General features: G+C 33.1%; 15 protein-coding genes. 8 read left to right on the top strand and 7 right to left on the bottom strand.

Translation table 11 applies throughout. The annotated features are described in order from the left end of the window. Positions 1-336: 336 nt before the first annotated feature. The 3 genes from WN975_RS17155 to WN975_RS17145 form a co-directional block, all read right to left on the bottom strand. Positions 337-927: a molybdopterin-dependent oxidoreductase gene (locus WN975_RS17155; RefSeq protein ID WP_337967570.1), complete on the bottom strand. Its 591-nt coding sequence runs from the start codon at positions 925-927 to the stop codon at positions 337-339. 19 nt (positions 928-946) lie between these two features. Further along, positions 947-3508 (bottom strand): TonB-dependent receptor, encoded by a 2562-nt coding sequence (locus WN975_RS17150; RefSeq protein WP_337967569.1) that lies wholly within the window; start codon positions 3506-3508, stop codon positions 947-949. Between the two features lie 255 nt (positions 3509-3763). Then, positions 3764-4111: a LysR family transcriptional regulator gene (locus tag WN975_RS17145; protein WP_337967568.1), complete on the bottom strand. Its 348-nt coding sequence runs from the start codon at positions 4109-4111 to the stop codon at positions 3764-3766. Positions 4112-4381: 270 nt separating this feature from the next. Between WN975_RS17145 and leuS the strand changes: the two genes are divergently transcribed. From leuS to WN975_RS17120, 5 genes are all read left to right on the top strand, one after another. Beyond that, the gene (leuS, locus tag WN975_RS17140) at positions 4382-7249 is read left to right on the top strand and encodes a leucine--tRNA ligase (protein ID WP_337967567.1); all 2868 of its coding nucleotides are present in this window, start codon (positions 4382-4384) and stop codon (positions 7247-7249) included. 353 nt (positions 7250-7602) lie between these two features. Beyond that, positions 7603-8451, top strand: coding sequence for an alpha/beta hydrolase (locus tag WN975_RS17135; RefSeq protein ID WP_337967566.1), 849 nt, complete (start codon positions 7603-7605; stop codon positions 8449-8451). Between the two features lie 2 nt (positions 8452-8453). Next, the gene (locus WN975_RS17130; protein WP_337967565.1) at positions 8454-8927 is read left to right on the top strand and encodes an RNA polymerase sigma factor; all 474 of its coding nucleotides are present in this window, start codon (positions 8454-8456) and stop codon (positions 8925-8927) included. Then, positions 8914-9507 carry a hypothetical protein gene (locus tag WN975_RS17125; RefSeq protein ID WP_337967564.1) on the top strand — a complete coding sequence of 198 codons (594 nt, stop codon included), beginning with the start codon at positions 8914-8916 and terminating at the stop codon, positions 9505-9507. The genes WN975_RS17130 and WN975_RS17125 overlap by 14 nt, the downstream gene beginning before the upstream one ends. Positions 9508-9744: 237 nt before the next feature. Beyond that, complete coding sequence (locus WN975_RS17120; protein ID WP_337967563.1) at positions 9745-10431, top strand: zinc metallopeptidase; 687 nt, start codon at positions 9745-9747, stop codon at positions 10429-10431. 233 nt (positions 10432-10664) lie between these two features. Here the strand turns inward: WN975_RS17120 and WN975_RS17115 are convergent, their stop codons facing one another. From WN975_RS17115 to WN975_RS17105, 3 genes are all read right to left on the bottom strand, one after another. Continuing rightward, on the bottom strand, positions 10665-11135 hold the full coding sequence (locus WN975_RS17115; protein WP_007811264.1) for an Lrp/AsnC ligand binding domain-containing protein: 471 nt from the start codon (positions 11133-11135) through the stop codon (positions 10665-10667). A gap of 231 nt (positions 11136-11366) precedes the next feature. Then, complete coding sequence (locus tag WN975_RS17110) at positions 11367-12116, bottom strand: uroporphyrinogen-III synthase (protein WP_337967562.1); 750 nt, start codon at positions 12114-12116, stop codon at positions 11367-11369. A 14-nt stretch (positions 12117-12130) separates the two neighbouring features. Next, on the bottom strand, positions 12131-12823 hold the full coding sequence (locus WN975_RS17105) for a DUF4271 domain-containing protein (RefSeq protein WP_337967561.1): 693 nt from the start codon (positions 12821-12823) through the stop codon (positions 12131-12133). 107 nt (positions 12824-12930) lie between these two features. Between WN975_RS17105 and WN975_RS17100 the strand changes: the two genes are divergently transcribed. The 3 genes from WN975_RS17100 to WN975_RS17090 are packed head-to-tail and all read left to right on the top strand — an operon-like array spanning position 12931 to position 15505. Then, positions 12931-13656, top strand: coding sequence for a polyprenol monophosphomannose synthase (locus tag WN975_RS17100; RefSeq protein ID WP_337967560.1), 726 nt, complete (start codon positions 12931-12933; stop codon positions 13654-13656). Positions 13657-13666: 10 nt separating this feature from the next. Then, positions 13667-15007: a dihydroorotase gene (locus WN975_RS17095; protein ID WP_337967559.1), complete on the top strand. Its 1341-nt coding sequence runs from the start codon at positions 13667-13669 to the stop codon at positions 15005-15007. A gap of 9 nt (positions 15008-15016) precedes the next feature. Beyond that, positions 15017-15505, top strand: a complete 489-nt coding sequence (locus tag WN975_RS17090) for a DUF4296 domain-containing protein (protein WP_337967558.1) — start codon at positions 15017-15019, stop codon at positions 15503-15505. A gap of 1 nt (position 15506) precedes the next feature. Here the strand turns inward: WN975_RS17090 and WN975_RS17085 are convergent, their stop codons facing one another. Next, the gene (locus WN975_RS17085) at positions 15507-16511 is read right to left on the bottom strand and encodes an NAD-dependent epimerase/dehydratase family protein (protein ID WP_337967557.1); all 1005 of its coding nucleotides are present in this window, start codon (positions 16509-16511) and stop codon (positions 15507-15509) included. Between the last annotated feature and the right edge of the window lie 143 nt (positions 16512-16654).

Raw genomic sequence — 16654 nt, 5'->3', positions numbered from 1 at the left:
AGTATTTCTTTATTTAAAGTTAATAACGAACTTTTATCCCATAAATGTACAATTAAAGATCAAAAGAATCAACATTAAAACCCTTTGTAGCTTTGAACTTTTGCGATTTTGAGCTTTGAAATTTGATTTAACCGCAAAGCACGCAAAGATTTTTTTATAGATTGTTTTATACTAACGCAAAGTTCGCAAAGCTTTTTGTTGATAAAGCTTTGCGAACTTTGTGTTTACTAATTGTAATCCACAGCAAAAAAAAACTTTGCGTGCTTTGCGGTTAAAATTTTTAAACACAAAGTCTTTGAGCCTATGTTGCTTTGAACCTTTGTATCTTAAAAAAAGCTATTTGACCTTATAAACTTCAATAGTTTTGAGCCAATAAACATGACGTGGCCCAGTTTTAATATCGTTTTTACAAATCAAAATCATTTCTCCATTTTTAACCGGTTTTCCGTTTTCTTCAAAAAGAACATAAGTGTTTTCTCCGGTTGGATTATTGAAAATTTCTGCCCACGAAAATGTCGCTTTATAATCGTCTGAAGCTCTTGCGACAATATAGAAATTTCGATCTTTATGACCGTTTTGTTTGATTTTGGCTTTCTCTAAAATATCTTTCAATAGAACACCTTTACAAATTTTATCGTCTTTTTTTACAGAACCATCTTTTCCAATTATTTTGAAATTTGAAATTGTGGCAACTTTCATTTTTTGCAAAGAATCAACCGTTAAATGTAGCGGAAATTCAACATCGCCTTTTACTTCGATTTCATGATTTACAAGCTTTAGACTATCAGCGGCAGAAAGTGCGTGATGATGTTCTTTTTCTGTAGAAGTAGTTTTTTCGATAATAATTTTATCTTCTTTTTTTGAAGAATTACACATTACACAAGTAAATGCAATGAAGAGAACGAAGAAATAGTTTTTTGTTTTCATATGAAGAAGGTTTGTTTTTTTAGATTTTCTTAGATTCCCAAACTAAAGATAAATAATATAATCCGCCAATTGATGGTCCGCCAAGTATTGAAGTATAAGGTTTGTTTAGAATATTGGTTCCTCCTAATTTAGTTGTCAAACCCGTTTTTCTAAAATTATAATTTACCTGCGCATCCATTGACCAATAAGCAGGAACAGTTCCTGAAACCAAAAAAGATACATAATCAAAATTAGTCTGATATCGTGCTGTTGCACTTGCGCCAAGATTTCGCCAGATATTTTGAGCAATTAAAGTTCCGTTTACATTAAATTCGGGAGTATTAAAACCGTCTTCTAAGCCATCTTTATCGTCAGTTCTGTCAAGTTTGGTGTACGTTAAATTTGTTAGCGCTGTGAAAGTTTCGTCGATTCGATATTTCAAACCTAAACTTCCTCCGTAATTATAAATTTTACTTTTAGAATTAGTCCATAAACGATATCTATTTTGCGTGTTTTTTGAATATAAAGCTGTCGGAATCTTATCAGGATCTGTTGTATTTGGAATACTGGCTTCGACTTGAGCAATGAAATTTTTATAAGAGTTGTAATAAAAATCAGCATCGATAAAAAGATTTTTATTTAATGTAATTGCTTTAAAACCAAATTCGAAAGATTTTACAAATTCCGGTTGCAGATAAGTGTACGGATTTTTTTGAATCGTATTTTTATTCTTTTCAATGGCTTGCGCCTGAGTTATTCCAAGAGTATTTACATCGCTATTTACCTGCGACTGAAATTTATCGATCGAAGCTTTGGTATAAGAGTTTTCAAAAATACCATCGGACATAATTCGTAATCCGCCAACACGTTTAACGCCGCCGCTATTTACATTTGAAAAGCCTTCGAAAATACTCGGAAAACGATATCCGTTTTGATAAGACGCTCTCAAGCTAATAGTTTCTTTTGGCGAATAAACCGCTGTAAATTGCGGAGTAAATTTCACATCAAAATAATCCGATTTGTCCATTCTTATTGTGGCTCCTAAACGTAATTTTTCCTGAAAGAAATCTTTAGTTAACTGTGTAAAAGCGCCTGTTTTTTGATACGTTAAGTTTTTAGAAGCACTTACAGGATTGATAAAATAGTTTCCGTCAGGAACAATAATGTAGTTTCTGTAATCAAAACCACTCAATAATTTTGTTTCTATTTTTTCGAAAAAAGAAGAGAAAGCTTTGTCCCAATTAATTAATCCTTCGCCGTGAACCAAAGTCGATTTTACGCGTAAAGCGGCGCCAATATCCCAATTGTTTATATTGACCAATTCGTTTTTCTTTTCTTCATAAGCAGGAGTTCCAGGCTGAAATCTTCCTTGATCAGATGATGTTCTGGCAATTTTGTGTGCATCAGCTACAGAAGCTCCATTTGTAATGGCGTTTTTATAAGCTGTTGAATAATCTGCAAACCATTTATCGTCAGATTTATAAGCGCGATCCATATTTTCTGCCAATGAACGCATGTTGTATGAATCTCCGGTATTTTCGGTTGTTGCATAAGCTTTTACCTGGAAAATTGGCGTATGATAATCAACCGCAAATTGATTTAAAGTATAATTGTCTAATCTAAAACGATTTGAACGTTGATAAATCGTATTGATTAAGGCCGTTTTATAAGTTACTGCTAATTCGTTTCCTTGTTTTGGTCGGAAATAAAACCCAACGTCAGCCTTGTAGTTTTTAATATCATAATCAGAAATATCAGTTTCGCGATAACCAGTTCTGGCAACAACATAATTTTTACCGTTTAAGTTCAGGGTTTTTCTGTTTGCCGATTCATTTCCATAACCATTCACTTCGTCGTAAGCCGGATTATTTGCTCCATATAAATTGGTTGAAGCATTTGCATTTGGAGCCAAATCAGTTCTGTCATCTGCAACCCAATCTGTTCCTCCGGTAGCTGAAGCATTTATTTTGAAAGCTAATTTTTCATTGAAAGCTTTTGCAATACGCAAATTAAATTGCGAATATAATTTCGGTGAAAACCGATCAATATTTCCAATATGATTTACGCCAGTCAATTGCTGAATACTGATACCTTGATATTCAAAAGGATTTTTGGTCTGAATATTTGCCAAACCATTAATGGCGTTCATTCCGTACAAAGCCGCCGCAGTTCCCGGAATAATTTCTATTTTGTCAATATCGAGATCATTTGCGCCAAGTGCGTTGGCAATTGGAGCGCCCAAATGTGGCGCCTGATTATCAATTCCGTCAACCAATTGTGCAAAACGAACGTTTGTTGAGTTAGCAAAACCTCTCGTATTAATCACTTTAAAACCCAAACTTGGTGTTATAATCTGAACTCCTTTTACATTTTCAAGCGCTTCATAAATACTTGGCGAACCCATTTTTTTGGCTTCCGCCGATTTTAATTGCTCGATACTTATAGGAGAACGCATTATTTTTTCGGATCTGCGTGAAGCTGTAATTACGACTTCATTTAATTCTTCTTTTTTAATGTTATCGGGATCTTTTATAGAATCTTTTGCTTGAGAAAAGCTTTTAAAACTTATAAAAAGCAGTAATATGTAAAGTTGTAACTTCATAATTAGAATAAATTTTTTCAGTATGTTTTAAAATGAATACTGATGGTTAAAAGGTTGGTTTTTGGTTAATTTATTTTATAAAGAAAATCAATGTGTTTTTTTGGGAATACTGCTTTTTGATTCTTTTTCTTTCGGAAATAAAAAATATCCATTTCTATTTCACAAAACAAACGTAATTTTTAAATATAAAATATGACTAAAATCATGCATTAATAGATTCATAATTAAAATAAATCTTTGCAAAACTTAATCTTTTTAAAATTTCAAATTCTGGGTTTCTTTTAAAGCAAAATCTTTAATGCGTTTTTCGACTTCATAGAAAATGGTTATTGCTTTTTCTCCGGCTTCTGTCAGTTTTGCGCCGCCGCCGCCTTTTCCGCCAAGTAATTTTTCTACCAAAGGACTTTCGGCGCGTTGATTCATTTCTTCAACTAATTGCCAGGCTTGTCTGTAAGCCATTTTCATTTCTTTTGCAGCGTTTGTAATAGATCCCGTTTTCCGAATATTTTCGAGCAACCAGATTTTTCCAATTCCTAAAAATGGACCTTCAGTTTCTTCAATCCAAAGGCGAACTTCAATTGAATATTTTTTAGTATTACTCATTTGATTCTGTTTATGAACATGTAAAAATAGCTATTTTTACGTAAAAATATTCTTTCATTATCGTGATTGTTTAAAATCGAAAGAACATTTCGCCTACGTATTAAAATACAAATATAAGTATTTTTACTTAATTAAAAATAAGTATTTTGTTATTTTATTTGTTTGTCAACGAAATAGCTTTGGTACAATCTGTAATAAATGTAAATTTGCAAACTTAATTCGGTGATAAACCTTTGAACCTTTGTCACTCTGAACCTTTGAACCTTAGAAATGAAATACAATCCAAACGAAATCGAAGAGAAATGGCAAAAATATTGGGCTGAAAACCAAACTTTTGCTGCAAGTAATAATTCTGAAAAACCGAAGCATTATGTTTTAGACATGTTTCCTTATCCGTCAGGAGCAGGACTTCACGTTGGGCATCCGCTGGGTTATATTGCTTCAGATGTATATTCTCGTTTCAAAAGACATCAGGGATTCAATGTTTTGCACCCAATGGGATACGACAGTTTTGGATTGCCTGCTGAACAATATGCAATACAAACCGGGCAACGTCCTGAAGATACAACACGCGTAAATATTGACGGTGGAGTTGATAAAGAAGGAAAACAAATTGCCGGATATAGAAAGCAATTAGATAAAATTGGTTTTTCATTTGATTGGAGCCGCGAAGTGAGAACTTCAAATCCTGATTATTACAAACATACACAATGGATTTTTATCCAATTATTTAATTCCTGGTATTGCAAAAAACAAGGACAGGCTTTTGAAATTTCAGAGCTTGTAAAAGTTTTTGAAGGAGAAGGAAACGAGTTAGTTGAAGCAGTTTGCGACGATAATGTTGCAATTTTTACTGCAGCTGAATGGAATTCTTATTCTGAAGATCAAAAAGAGAAAATCCTTTTGCAATACAGAATGACTTATTTGGCAGAAACAGAAGTAAACTGGTGTCCTGGTTTAGGAACTGTTTTGGCAAATGACGAAATTGTAAACGGAGTTTCTGAGCGAGGTGGATATCCTGTTATTCGTAAAAAAATGACACAATGGAGCATGCGAATTTCTGCTTATGCAGAACGTTTGTTGCAAGGTTTAAATGATATCGACTGGAGCGAATCTATAAAAGAATCACAAAGAAACTGGATTGGAAAATCTGTTGGTGCTTTAGTGAAATTTAATGTGAAAGATCATGATGAAGTAATCGAAGTTTTCACAACTCGTCCTGATACAATCTATGGCGTAACTTTTATGACTTTGGCGCCAGAGCATGATTTGGTTGCTAAAATTACAACTCCGGAACAAAAAGAAGCAGTTGAAGCTTATATCGAAAAAACAGCAAAACGTTCAGAGCGTGAGCGTATGGCCGATGTAAAAACTATTTCGGGAGTATTTACCGGAGCTTATGCAGAACATCCTTTTACAAAAGAAGCAATTCCGGTTTGGATTGGAGATTACGTTTTGGCAGGTTATGGAACTGGTGCTGTAATGGCGGTTCCTTGTGGAGACGAAAGAGATTATGCTTTTGCTAATTTCTTTAAAGCCGAAAAAGGAATGCAGGAAATCAAGAATATTTTTGCAAACGTTGATATTTCTGAAGCAGCTTATGGTTCTAAAGATAATGTCGAAATCGCAAATTCTGATTTCTTAAACGGATTAAATTATAAAGAAGCAACTCAGGCTGCAATTACGGCTTTAGAGAAAATAGGACAAGGAAGCGGAAAAATAAATTACCGCTTGCGCGATGCTGTTTTTTCTCGTCAGCGTTATTGGGGAGAACCTTTTCCGGTTTATTATGTAAATGGTTTGCCAAAGATGATTGATGCGCAGCATTTGCCAATTATCTTGCCTGAAGTAGAGAAATATTTACCAACCGAAGATGGTTTGCCTCCGTTAGGAAACGCAGCTGTTTGGGCTTGGGACACAAAAAATAATAAAGTTGTCAATACAGATTTAGTAGATCATGCAACGATTTTTCCATTAGAATTGAACACAATGCCAGGTTGGGCGGGAAGTTCATGGTATTGGATGCGTTACATGGATGCACATAACGAAAACGAATTTGCAAGCAAAGAAGCTTTAGCATATTGGGAAAGCGTTGATTTGTATATTGGAGGAAGCGAACATGCAACCGGACATTTATTGTATTCTCGTTTTTGGAATAAATTCTTAAAAGACAAAGGTTTTGCTCCAACTGAAGAACCATTCAAAAAACTGATTAATCAGGGAATGATTTTGGGAACGACAGCTTATGTTTACAGATTGGAAGGAACGAATACTTTTGTATCTAAAAATAAAATTGAAGGTCAAAATGTACAGCCAATTCGCGTTGATGTTCATTTTGTGAATTCTTCAGATGAATTAAATATCGAAAAATTCAAAGCTTGGAGAGAAGATTTTAATACTGCAGAATTTATTTTAGATGAAAACGGAAAGTATGTTGTAGGTCGTGAAGTCGAAAAAATGTCGAAATCATATTATAACGTAGTTACTCCAGATGATATTTGTAATGAATATGGAGCTGATACATTACGTTTGTACGAAATGTTTTTAGGACCATTGGAACAAGCTAAACCTTGGAATACTGCTGGAATTTCTGGAGTATTTGGTTTCTTGAAAAAATTATGGAGATTGTATTTTGATGAAAATAACGGTTTAATTGTAAATAACGACGAACCAACAAAAGACAACTTAAAATCATTACACAAAACGATCAAAAAAGTAGCTGAAGATATTGAGAGTTTCTCTTTTAATACATCAGTTTCTCAATTTATGATTTGTGTGAATGAATTGTCAACTCAAAATTGTCATTCAAGAGCAATCTTAGAACCTTTAGCAATTTTGGTTTCGCCTTACGCGCCACATATTGCTGAGGAATTATGGTCGCAATTAGGAAACACAACTTCTATTTCTGAAGTTCCTTTCCCGATTTTTGAAGCTAAACATTTGGTTGAAACCAATAAAGAATATCCAGTTTCTTTCAACGGAAAAATGCGTTTCACAATCGAATTGCCTTTGGATTTAACCAAAGAACAAATCGAAGAAATCATCATGAAAGACGAAAGAACACAAAAACAATTAGATGGTAAAACACCAAATAAAGTAATTATTGTTCCTGGTAAAATCATTAACCTGGTAGGTTAATAATTTTAAAATTCCAATATTTAAAAATCCAAATTCCAATTTTACGATTGGGGTTTGGAATTTTTTTTATAATTACCTCATTTTGTGTCTTTGCGAGGAACGAAGCAATCTCACTTGTTGGATCAAGCTTTGTGTCTTATTGTAGTGTGGTTGCTTCGTTCCTCGCAATGACAATGTTGAGGAAAACCTTGCGTACTTTGCGTAAATCTTCGCGCACTTTGCGGTTAAAAAACATCCATAACTCCTGAGGTTTTAAACTTTTTTATTAATTTTTTCATTTTAGTTGTAACATTTTAAAAGCGCTCGTATCCAAAAGGCGAATTAAATCATTTAACAACTTAAAACTATTAAAAATGAAAAAGTATATCATCTTGGTTATCGCCTTATTATTTTCAGCATTATGTTTAAATGTATTTGCACAAACAAAACAATATCCGTTTGAGGTTACTAAAACCGGAAAAGGAAAAAAAGCTATTGTATTCATTCCCGGATTTGCTTCTTCCGGAGATGTTTGGAAAGAAACAAAAGTTAACTTCGAAAAAGATTATACTTGTTATACACTTACAATGGCAGGTTTTGCCGGAGTAAAACCACAAGGAAACGCAACATTCAAAAATTGGGAAAACGAAATTGCCAATTATATAAAAGATAATAAAATTGAAAAACCAATTGTAATCGGTCACAGTATGGGCGGCGGATTAGCATTGGCAATTGCTGCAGATTATCCGGATTTGATTAGTAAAATTATTGTTGTAGATGCATTACCATGTTTAAGCGCACTGATGGATCCTTCTTTTGAAGCAAAAGAAAATAATGATTGTTCGCCAATGGTAACTCAGATGACGGCAATGAGCGATACTCAGTTTTATGATATGCAGAAAAAGATGGCGCCAAGACTTTTGGCAGATACTTCAAAACTTGAAATGCTTGTTGATTGGAGTGTAAAATCTGATAGAAAAACATTTGCCGAAATGTATTGCGATTTTTCGAATACAGATCTAAGAGATAAAATTGCGACTGTAAAATGTCCGTCATTAATTTTATTAGAATCTTATTTTATAAATTTAAAACCTGCAATTGAAGAGCAATATAAAAATCTAAAAACCGCAAAATTTCAATATGCAAATAAAGGATTACACTTTATTATGTACGACGATACAGAATGGTATTTAGAGCAATTAAGCAATTTTGTAAAATTTTAAAGATGGTATTTGAAGAGATCTATAAAACGTATTGGGATAGAATATTCAGGCTTTGTATGGGTTTTGTGAACGATTATGATATCGCACAGGATTTGGCTCAGGAAACCTTTGTTATTGTTTGGCGAAAGCTGGACACTTTTAGGAATGAATCTAGTATTGGAACCTGGATTTTTAGAATCGCGTCTAACAATTGTTTGCGACAGATTGAAAAAGAAAAGCGCTTTCTTAAATCAGATTTGCCAATCAATCTCACCGAAGAAAAGCAGCAATCAATAGAACCGCAAATTCAGTTTTTGTATAAATGTATTGCCGAATTACCGGAAACGGAACGTATTATTATTTCGCTTGAACTTGAAGATATCAAACAAGCTGAAATTGCTAAAATTGTCGGGCTTTCGGAAGCTAATACCCGAGTGAAGATTCACAGAATAAAAGAAAAATTGACTCAAAAATTTAAAGACAATGGACCACAATAACAATATAGACTTTAAGGATTTATGGAAAAAGCAAACCGTAAGTCAGCCCAATATGGAAGATTTACTGGCAAGATTAAAGCAATTTAAAAAAGCTGGTTTGCGTACTTTATGGATCACCAATATTTTGCTTTTTGCAACTTGTGCCTTCATTATTTTTGTTTGGTATACTTGTCAGCCGGAATTTATTTCGACAAAAATCGGAATCGTTTTAACGATCTTGGCAATGGTTATTTATTTGGCTTTTTATAACCGATTAGTTTCAACTTATAAAAATATTGTTACTGCTCAAACCAATCAGGAATATTTACAGAAACTGATTTTAATTAAAAAGAAGCAACAATTTATGCAATCTACAATGTTGAGTTTGTATTTTCTTTTACTCGGAGTTGGTATTGGTTTGTATATGTATGAATATACCGTTAGAATGACGATTTTCTGGGCTTTTTTTACTTACGGAATAACGTTGCTTTGGATAGTTTTTAATTGGTTTTATATTCGTCCAAAACAAATTAAAAAACAACAATCCAAGTTGAATGATTTAATTTCAAAATTTGAAGAAGTAAATAATCAATTGTTATAAGCTATTCTGAATTTTAAATTTTAGGATAAATTCCAAATTTCAGCGTTTGTTGGGATTTGGATTTTTTTTTGCTCACAGTTTTCATCCGAAGTTCTTAATTAATATCTAAAATTGAATGTCATTTTGGCATTTTAGAAAAATGGTTCGTAAATTGCTATTTCTCTAAAAGACGTTAAAGGCTTGTTTTTAAACGTCTTTTGGATTATTAAAGTAAATAACAATTAAAAATATAAAGATATGGGAATGGGGTATTTAATTCTTGCAGGACTTATTATGCTATTTAGCTGGTTAGTGAGTTCGAGACTAAAAAGTAAATTTGAATTATATTCAAAACTGCATTTGCAAAACGGAATGAGCGGTGCTGAAATCGCCGAAAAAATGTTGGCTGATAATGGTATTCGTGATGTTAGAGTGATTTCAACTCCGGGACAATTGACAGATCATTATAATCCAACGGATAAAACGGTAAATCTAAGCGAAGCAGTATATAATAATCGAAGTGTTGCTGCGGCAGCAGTTGCAGCGCACGAATGTGGTCATGCTGTTCAGCATTCTATCGGATATGAATGGTTGACAATGCGATCGAAATTAGTGCCAATTGTAAATATTGCTTCAACTTATATGCAATGGATTTTATTGGCGGGAATTTTAATGATTAGAACTTTTCCGCAACTATTGTTAATCGGAATCATCATTTTTGCAGCGACAACTTTATTTTCGATTATTACTTTGCCTGTAGAATATGATGCGAGTAATCGTGCTTTGGCTTGGTTAGAAAACAAACGTATGTTAACGCAACAAGAACAAGCTGGTGCAAAAGATGCTTTAAAATGGGCTGCAAGAACTTATGTTGTAGCTGCAATTGGATCGATCGCAACGTTGTTGTACTATGTGTCTATTTATATGGGCGGAAGAAGGAATTAATTTTTAATGTGCCAATTAGATAATTTTGCAATTAGTCAATCAGAAAATTAGATAATTTATAGCAAACCCGACAGGTTTTTAAAACCTGTCGGGTTTTGTTTTTTATAGATTTTAAAATTATCCAATTATGCAGTATTTAGGCAAACCCGACAGGTTTTAAAAACCTGTCGGGTTTATCACTGATGAATTTTTAGAAAATTATCTAATTATCAAATTACCAAATTATCTAATTTCTAAAGTTGAATTTGTCTGTCAATTTGTTGATCTAACGAAATAAAGGTTTCAGTTCTGGAAACACCTTCTATGGCTTGAATTTTAGTGTTTAAAAGTTGCATAAGATGTTCGTTGTCACGACAAATGATTTTAATCAAAACAGACCAGTTTCCTGTGGTATAATGACATTCCAGAACTTCTGGGATTTTCTTTAAATCTTTTACGGCTTCAGAGTTTCGGGAAGCTTTGTCGAGATAAACACCAATAAACGCCATTGTGTTATAACCAAGAACTTTTGGGTTTACTGTAAATTTTGATCCTGAAATTACTCCGGATTGTTCCAGTTTTTTTAAACGCTGATGAATTGCGGCTCCTGAAATTCCTATTTTGTTGGCGATTTGCAAAATTGGTTTTCGGGCATCGTCCATTAAGTAACGAAGAATTTCTTTGTCGATACCGTCGATTTCAATTAAAAGGGAGTTGATTTTCATAAGAGTTGTAATTTGAAACTAATTTTAGTGATTTGGTTTTAGTTAGAAATCAAATTTAATGATAAAACTTTTAATTGAACGTAAATCTGTTGTTTTAAATCTTTGTCAAAAAATTAAACTTTGACAAAGATCGTCCGTCGTGAATTTTCGAAACGTTGTAAAAAGAAAAATTCCAAATCCCAAGTGATTAATTTGGAATTTGGAATTTAAATATTGTTTATTTCTTAAGGTTTATTTTCCTTTGTTTGCTTCTGTGATGTATTTTTCAAGAGCCATTGTCATAGAAGGCGTTTCAGGAGTTGGTGCAAGAATATCAATTCTTAATCCATAATCCAAGGCTTCTTTTTGAGTTGTGCTTCCAAAAACAGCAATTCTGGTTTCGTTTTGTTTAAAATCAGGGAAGTTTTTAAACAATGATTTTATTCCAGTTGGGCTAAAAAATGCTAAAACATCATAATAAACATCAGCTAAATCAGATAAGTCGCTCATTACAGTTTTGTAAAACACGGCTTGTGTCCAATCTACCTTTAGATTATTTAAGGTAATAGGTGCATCTGCATTTAATTGGTCAGATGCCGGAAGTAAGAATTTTTCGTCTTTGTACTTTTTTATCAATGGAGATAAATCAGCAAAGTCTTTTGCTCCCACATAAATTTTACGCTTTCTGTACACTACATACTTTTGCAAGTAAAATGCAACTGCTTCTGATTGGCAGAAATACTTCAATCCTTCAGGGACTTTATAACGCATTTCATCTGCTACTCTAAAAAAATGATCCACCGCATTACGGCTTGTCAAAATTATCGCAGTGTAATGATTAAGATCGATTTTTTGCAATCTAATCTCTTTTGCATTAACCCCTTCCACATGAATAAATGGTCTGAAATCAATTTTTATTTTGTGTTTTTGTTGGAGCTCAAAGTAAGGAGAATTCTCCACTTTAGGTTCAGGCTGTGACACCAAAATTGTTTTCACTTTCATATTATAAACATTTTCTAAGCACTCCCTTTTGTAATCCAATAATAAAGAAAATAATAAGGGGCTATTTCAAGAGCGCAAAGATATAAAATAAAATAAAATAACTTACCGATTATTACGTTTTGATACGTTTTTATTGAAATAAAATACGAGTAGAGACTAATACACAGCGAAATACCTATGATAACAAGGGGTATAGTTTTTGGAATATTGTCATAATAGAACAAAACAGCATTAATAGGAAGGATTAAAATGCCAATATATGTTCGATATGTAACTTTTTGTAAGTTAAAAAGCTCCATAAATTCGTCGATGTTGAATGAAGCAGCGACAATTTTTTCGATTAAATACTTTGCCAGAATGAAATAAAGCAAAAATGTGGCAATCTGAATAAATAAAATCCAATCAGTTTTTAAGATCCCATAAGATCCGGTTTTAGGATTTTGCGAAAAAATATGCATCGTAAGCTGAATGAAAAATGCGTACGATATTATTTGTACAAAAAACAAACCAACGGTAAAACTGCTTTTCAAATGATTATTGTCACGATAAATCTTTGCGTATTTATCAGAGAAAATAAGCTTACTGAATTCGCTAAATCTAGTTTCATAAGCTGATTTAGTCATAGCAACAATGGCAAAAGTCAACACAAATAAAAGTGTTGCCCAGTCTTTGTTCTCTAGTATTCGGGGGTGAAGGTGTTCAATCATAACGATCACAAAATTAGTAATTTTTTGTATCAATACTTTTATTATATATTTATTATGAATCAAATGCTATAAAAAGTTTACTTTTGCGGTGAAATTACCCAAGAAAAATGAATGATTGTATTGTCATAATTCCCACTTATAACGAAATTGAAAATATAGAAAGTATAGTTAGAGCTGTACTATCGCAACATAAGTCTTTTCATCTTTTGATAATTGATGATAATTCGCCTGATCACACTGCTAATAAGGTGATTGCGTTGCAGGAAGAATTTTCTGAAAGATTATTTTTAGAGCAAAGAGCCAAAAAATCTGGTTTAGGAACCGCTTATGTTCATGGTTTTAAATGGGCGTTGGAACGTAAATATGAATTTATTTTCGAGATGGATGCTGATTTTTCACATAACCCCAATGATCTTGAAAAATTGTTTGACGCCTGTCATTTTGGAGGCGCAGATTTAGCTATTGGATCTCGTTATGTTACAGGTGTAAACGTTGTAAACTGGCCTTTAAGCCGAGTTTTAATGTCTTATTTTGCATCTGTTTATGTGAAATTTATAACCGGAATGAAAATTCATGATGCTACAGCCGGTTTTGTTTGTTATAAAAGAGAAGTATTAGAAAAAATAAATCTAAACAAAATTAAATTTGTTGGATATGCCTTCCAAATCGAAATGAAGTACAGGACTTATTGCGGAGGTTTTGAAATTAAAGAGGTTCCAATTATCTTTACAGATAGAACCAAAGGAGTTTCAAAAATGAGCAATGCTATTATTAAGGAAGCAATTCTCGGTGTGATTTCACTTAGATTAAAAAAATTAGTCAATACATTATAATACCACGGTAATGAACAGGATTTTAATAAAGAATGCCAAAATTGTAAACGAAGGATCTATTTTTGAAGGTGATGTTTTGATTGAAAACGACTTAATCGTTGAAATTTCAGATAGCATTAGTTTAAAAACATCCGATTGTATTGTTATTGATGCCGAAGGAAATTATTTGATGCCGGGCGCAATTGATGATCAGGTACATTTTAGAGAACCAGGATTAACGCACAAAGGCGATATCGAATCTGAATCACGTGCAGCTGTTGCCGGAGGAATTACGTCTTTTATTGAACAGCCAAATACGGTTCCGAATGCGGTTACTCAGGAAATACTTGAAGATAAATATCAAATTGCAGCGGTAAAATCATTTGCGAATTATTCGTTTATGATGGGCGCAACAAATGATAATCTTGAAGAAGTTCTAAAAACAAATCCTAAGAATGTTGCCGGAATAAAAATCTTTTTAGGTTCTTCGACCGGAAATATGTTGGTGGATAATGAAGCAACTTTAGAAAAAATATTTTCAAGTACGCCAATGTTAATCGCTGTTCACTGTGAAGATGAAACTACGATTCAAAATAATCTTGCAATCTATAAAGAGCAATATGGTGATGATGTTCCGGTAACGGCGCACCATTTAATCCGTAGTGCCGAAGCTTGTTATATTTCTTCTTCAAAAGCGGTGGCTTTAGCCAAAAAAACTGGAGCTCGTTTGCATATTTTTCACCTTTCGACTGCGAAAGAAATGGAATTATTTACAAACAAAATTCCATTAGAAGATAAAAAAATTACTGCTGAGGTTTGTGTTCATCATCTTTGGTTTACTGATGAAGATTATAAAACTAAAGGAAATTTCATTAAATGGAATCCTGCTGTAAAAACGGCTGACGACAGAGCTGAGCTTTGGAAAGCCTTAAATGACGGTCGTATTGATGTAATTGCTACAGATCATGCGCCGCATACTAAGGAAGAAAAAATGCAATCGTATCTGAATGCTCCTTCCGGAGGTCCGCTTGTGCAACATGCTGTTGTGGCAATGTTTGAAGCGCATCACCAAGGGAAAATAACGGTAGAAAAAATAGTGGAGAAAATGTGCCACAATCCTGCTAAAATCTTTAAAATTGAAAAAAGAGGTTTTATCAAAGAAGGCTATTTTGCTGATTTAGTGATTGTAAATCCAAGTTTGCCTTGGAGTGTGAAACAAGAAAATATTCTTGCAAAATGCGGTTGGTCTCCTTTTGAAAATTTTACTTTTAAATCAAGAATTACGCATACTTTTGTAAATGGAGAATTGGTTTACAATAACTTTAAAGTAAAAGATATTCGTCCGGGAAAAAGATTATTGTTTGATAGATAAAAAACTGAAATGAAAAATTGTATTCTAATAGTATTGGTTTTGTTCCTTTCTGTAAGTTGTAAAAAAGAGTTGGTCAAACAACCTGCAAAACTTATTGAGAGAGGAAAGATGATTGATATTATGTATGATTTGTCTCTTTTGGAAGCTATTAAATATCAAAATCCGATGTCGGTAGATTCAAATGAAACAAATCCGACTAAGTTTATTCTTCAAAAGTATAAAGTAGATAGTTTGCAGTTTGCTCAAAACAATATGTATTATGCCGCCGATTATGAGCGTTATAAAGATATGTTTGATGAAATTAGCAAACGATTAGCAAAGAATCAAAGAGCGACAGATTCTTTAGTTAAAATTGATGAAAAGAAAGAGGCTAAGGCAAAGAAAGAAGAAGTGAAAAAAGATACGAAACAAGCTCTTAAGCCTTCTGATGAAAAGTCTGGAAATAAAGTAAATCTCGATTCTATTAGAAGAGTGATAAATTTGAATAAAAAGAAATAATTTACAACTTCGAAACTTCTTGTATGTATCGATGTACATCTGAAAAAACCGTTCCTCCAAGGGCGGTTTTTATTTTTTCATTCGAATATAAATTCTTTGAATAAGAAGCTTTTGCGGTTGCTTTGGTAATACTTCTTTTTTGGAAAAATAGTGTCGAAAATATTCCGTCTGCAATCCAGAGGAAATTCATTAAAATTGGTTTTGCATGAATACTAGGTTTCTTGACTTTTAGAGTTTCTGCAATTGTATTTAGAATATCTCGGAAAACGATATTATCAGCAATCAATGTAAAACGTTCGTTTTTAGTGTCGCTTTTCATCAAATCTCGAGCTATTTTTACAACATCATTTACAGTAACAAAACCAGTATTTCCTAAAGTGTAAAAAGAAAGTCCATTGGCTACTTTTGAGTATAATTCGGCACTTCCGTGAATGTCGTTTTTGTCTTTTGGAATTGGTCCTAAAATCACGCCCGGATTTATAATTATAATATCTAATCCTTCCTGAACGGCGCGCCAAACTTCCATTTCGGCACCATATTTAGAAATGGCATAATCGCTGTGAGGTTTCTCCGGATTCCAATCTGTTTCTTCGGTAATATAAGTTTCATGTGGAGCCAAATCTCCTAAAGCGGCGATAGAACTTACGAAACAAAATTTCTTTATTCCTTTAGCCAAAGAAAAATTCACCATATTGGCTGTTCCTTCAATATTGGTCTTTCGAAGCGAATCTTCATTTTTTGGATCGAAAGAAATTAAAGCGGCACAATGATAAACATATTCGATATCAATAAAAGCAATTTCCAGAGAAGGAACGTCAAGAATATCGGCTTCAAGCCAATGAATTTTTTCGAATAACTCCTCTTTTTTATATAATTCAAAAACTGATTTTGCCTTTTGGATATTGTTAGTATTTCGGTAAATAGCCCGAACGTTTTCTCCATTTTCAATTAAATGAAGTAATAAATGTGCGCCTACTAAACCTGTACCTCCAGTTACTAATACCATTTTGTAAATATACTATTTTGGTTTAAAGGTTCAAAGAGACAGAGGTTCAAAGTTGCAAAGGTTTTTTTTGGAAGGTTCAAAGGTTCAGGGCAGCAAAGGAACAAAGTTTTTGGGTGTTGATATTGTAATTGTTTTTGCAATTG

Origin of the sequence: uncultured Flavobacterium sp. (genome assembly GCF_951805225.1) — a bacterium.
Taxonomy (GTDB): Bacteria; Bacteroidota; Bacteroidia; order Flavobacteriales; family Flavobacteriaceae; genus Flavobacterium.
This window is presented reverse-complemented; position numbering and strand designations above follow the sequence as displayed.

Bases quoted from the DNA above. Each gene is read 5' to 3' on its own strand.
- WN975_RS17105 (WP_337967561.1), bottom strand. From the start codon at position 12,823: ATGATTGAACACCTTCACCCCCGAATACTAGAGAACAAAGACTGGGCA.
- WN975_RS17125 (WP_337967564.1), top strand. From the start codon at position 8,914: ATGGACCACAATAACAATATAGACTTTAAGGATTTATGGAAAAAGCAA.
- WN975_RS17120 (WP_337967563.1), top strand. From the start codon at position 9,745: ATGGGAATGGGGTATTTAATTCTTGCAGGACTTATTATGCTATTTAGC.
- WN975_RS17155 (WP_337967570.1), bottom strand. From the start codon at position 927: ATGAAAACAAAAAACTATTTCTTCGTTCTCTTCATTGCATTTACTTGT.
- WN975_RS17110 (WP_337967562.1), bottom strand. From the start codon at position 12,116: ATGAAAGTGAAAACAATTTTGGTGTCACAGCCTGAACCTAAAGTGGAG.
- WN975_RS17090 (WP_337967558.1), top strand. From the start codon at position 15,017: ATGAAAAATTGTATTCTAATAGTATTGGTTTTGTTCCTTTCTGTAAGT.
- WN975_RS17150 (WP_337967569.1), bottom strand. From the start codon at position 3,508: ATGAAGTTACAACTTTACATATTACTGCTTTTTATAAGTTTTAAAAGC.
- WN975_RS17135 (WP_337967566.1), top strand. From the start codon at position 7,603: ATGAAAAAGTATATCATCTTGGTTATCGCCTTATTATTTTCAGCATTA.
- WN975_RS17085 (WP_337967557.1), bottom strand. From the start codon at position 16,511: ATGGTATTAGTAACTGGAGGTACAGGTTTAGTAGGCGCACATTTATTA.
- WN975_RS17130 (WP_337967565.1), top strand. From the start codon at position 8,454: ATGGTATTTGAAGAGATCTATAAAACGTATTGGGATAGAATATTCAGG.
- leuS (WP_337967567.1), top strand. From the start codon at position 4,382: ATGAAATACAATCCAAACGAAATCGAAGAGAAATGGCAAAAATATTGG.
- WN975_RS17145 (WP_337967568.1), bottom strand. From the start codon at position 4,111: ATGAGTAATACTAAAAAATATTCAATTGAAGTTCGCCTTTGGATTGAA.
- WN975_RS17115 (WP_007811264.1), bottom strand. From the start codon at position 11,135: ATGAAAATCAACTCCCTTTTAATTGAAATCGACGGTATCGACAAAGAA.
- WN975_RS17095 (WP_337967559.1), top strand. From the start codon at position 13,667: ATGAACAGGATTTTAATAAAGAATGCCAAAATTGTAAACGAAGGATCT.
- WN975_RS17100 (WP_337967560.1), top strand. From the start codon at position 12,931: ATGAATGATTGTATTGTCATAATTCCCACTTATAACGAAATTGAAAAT.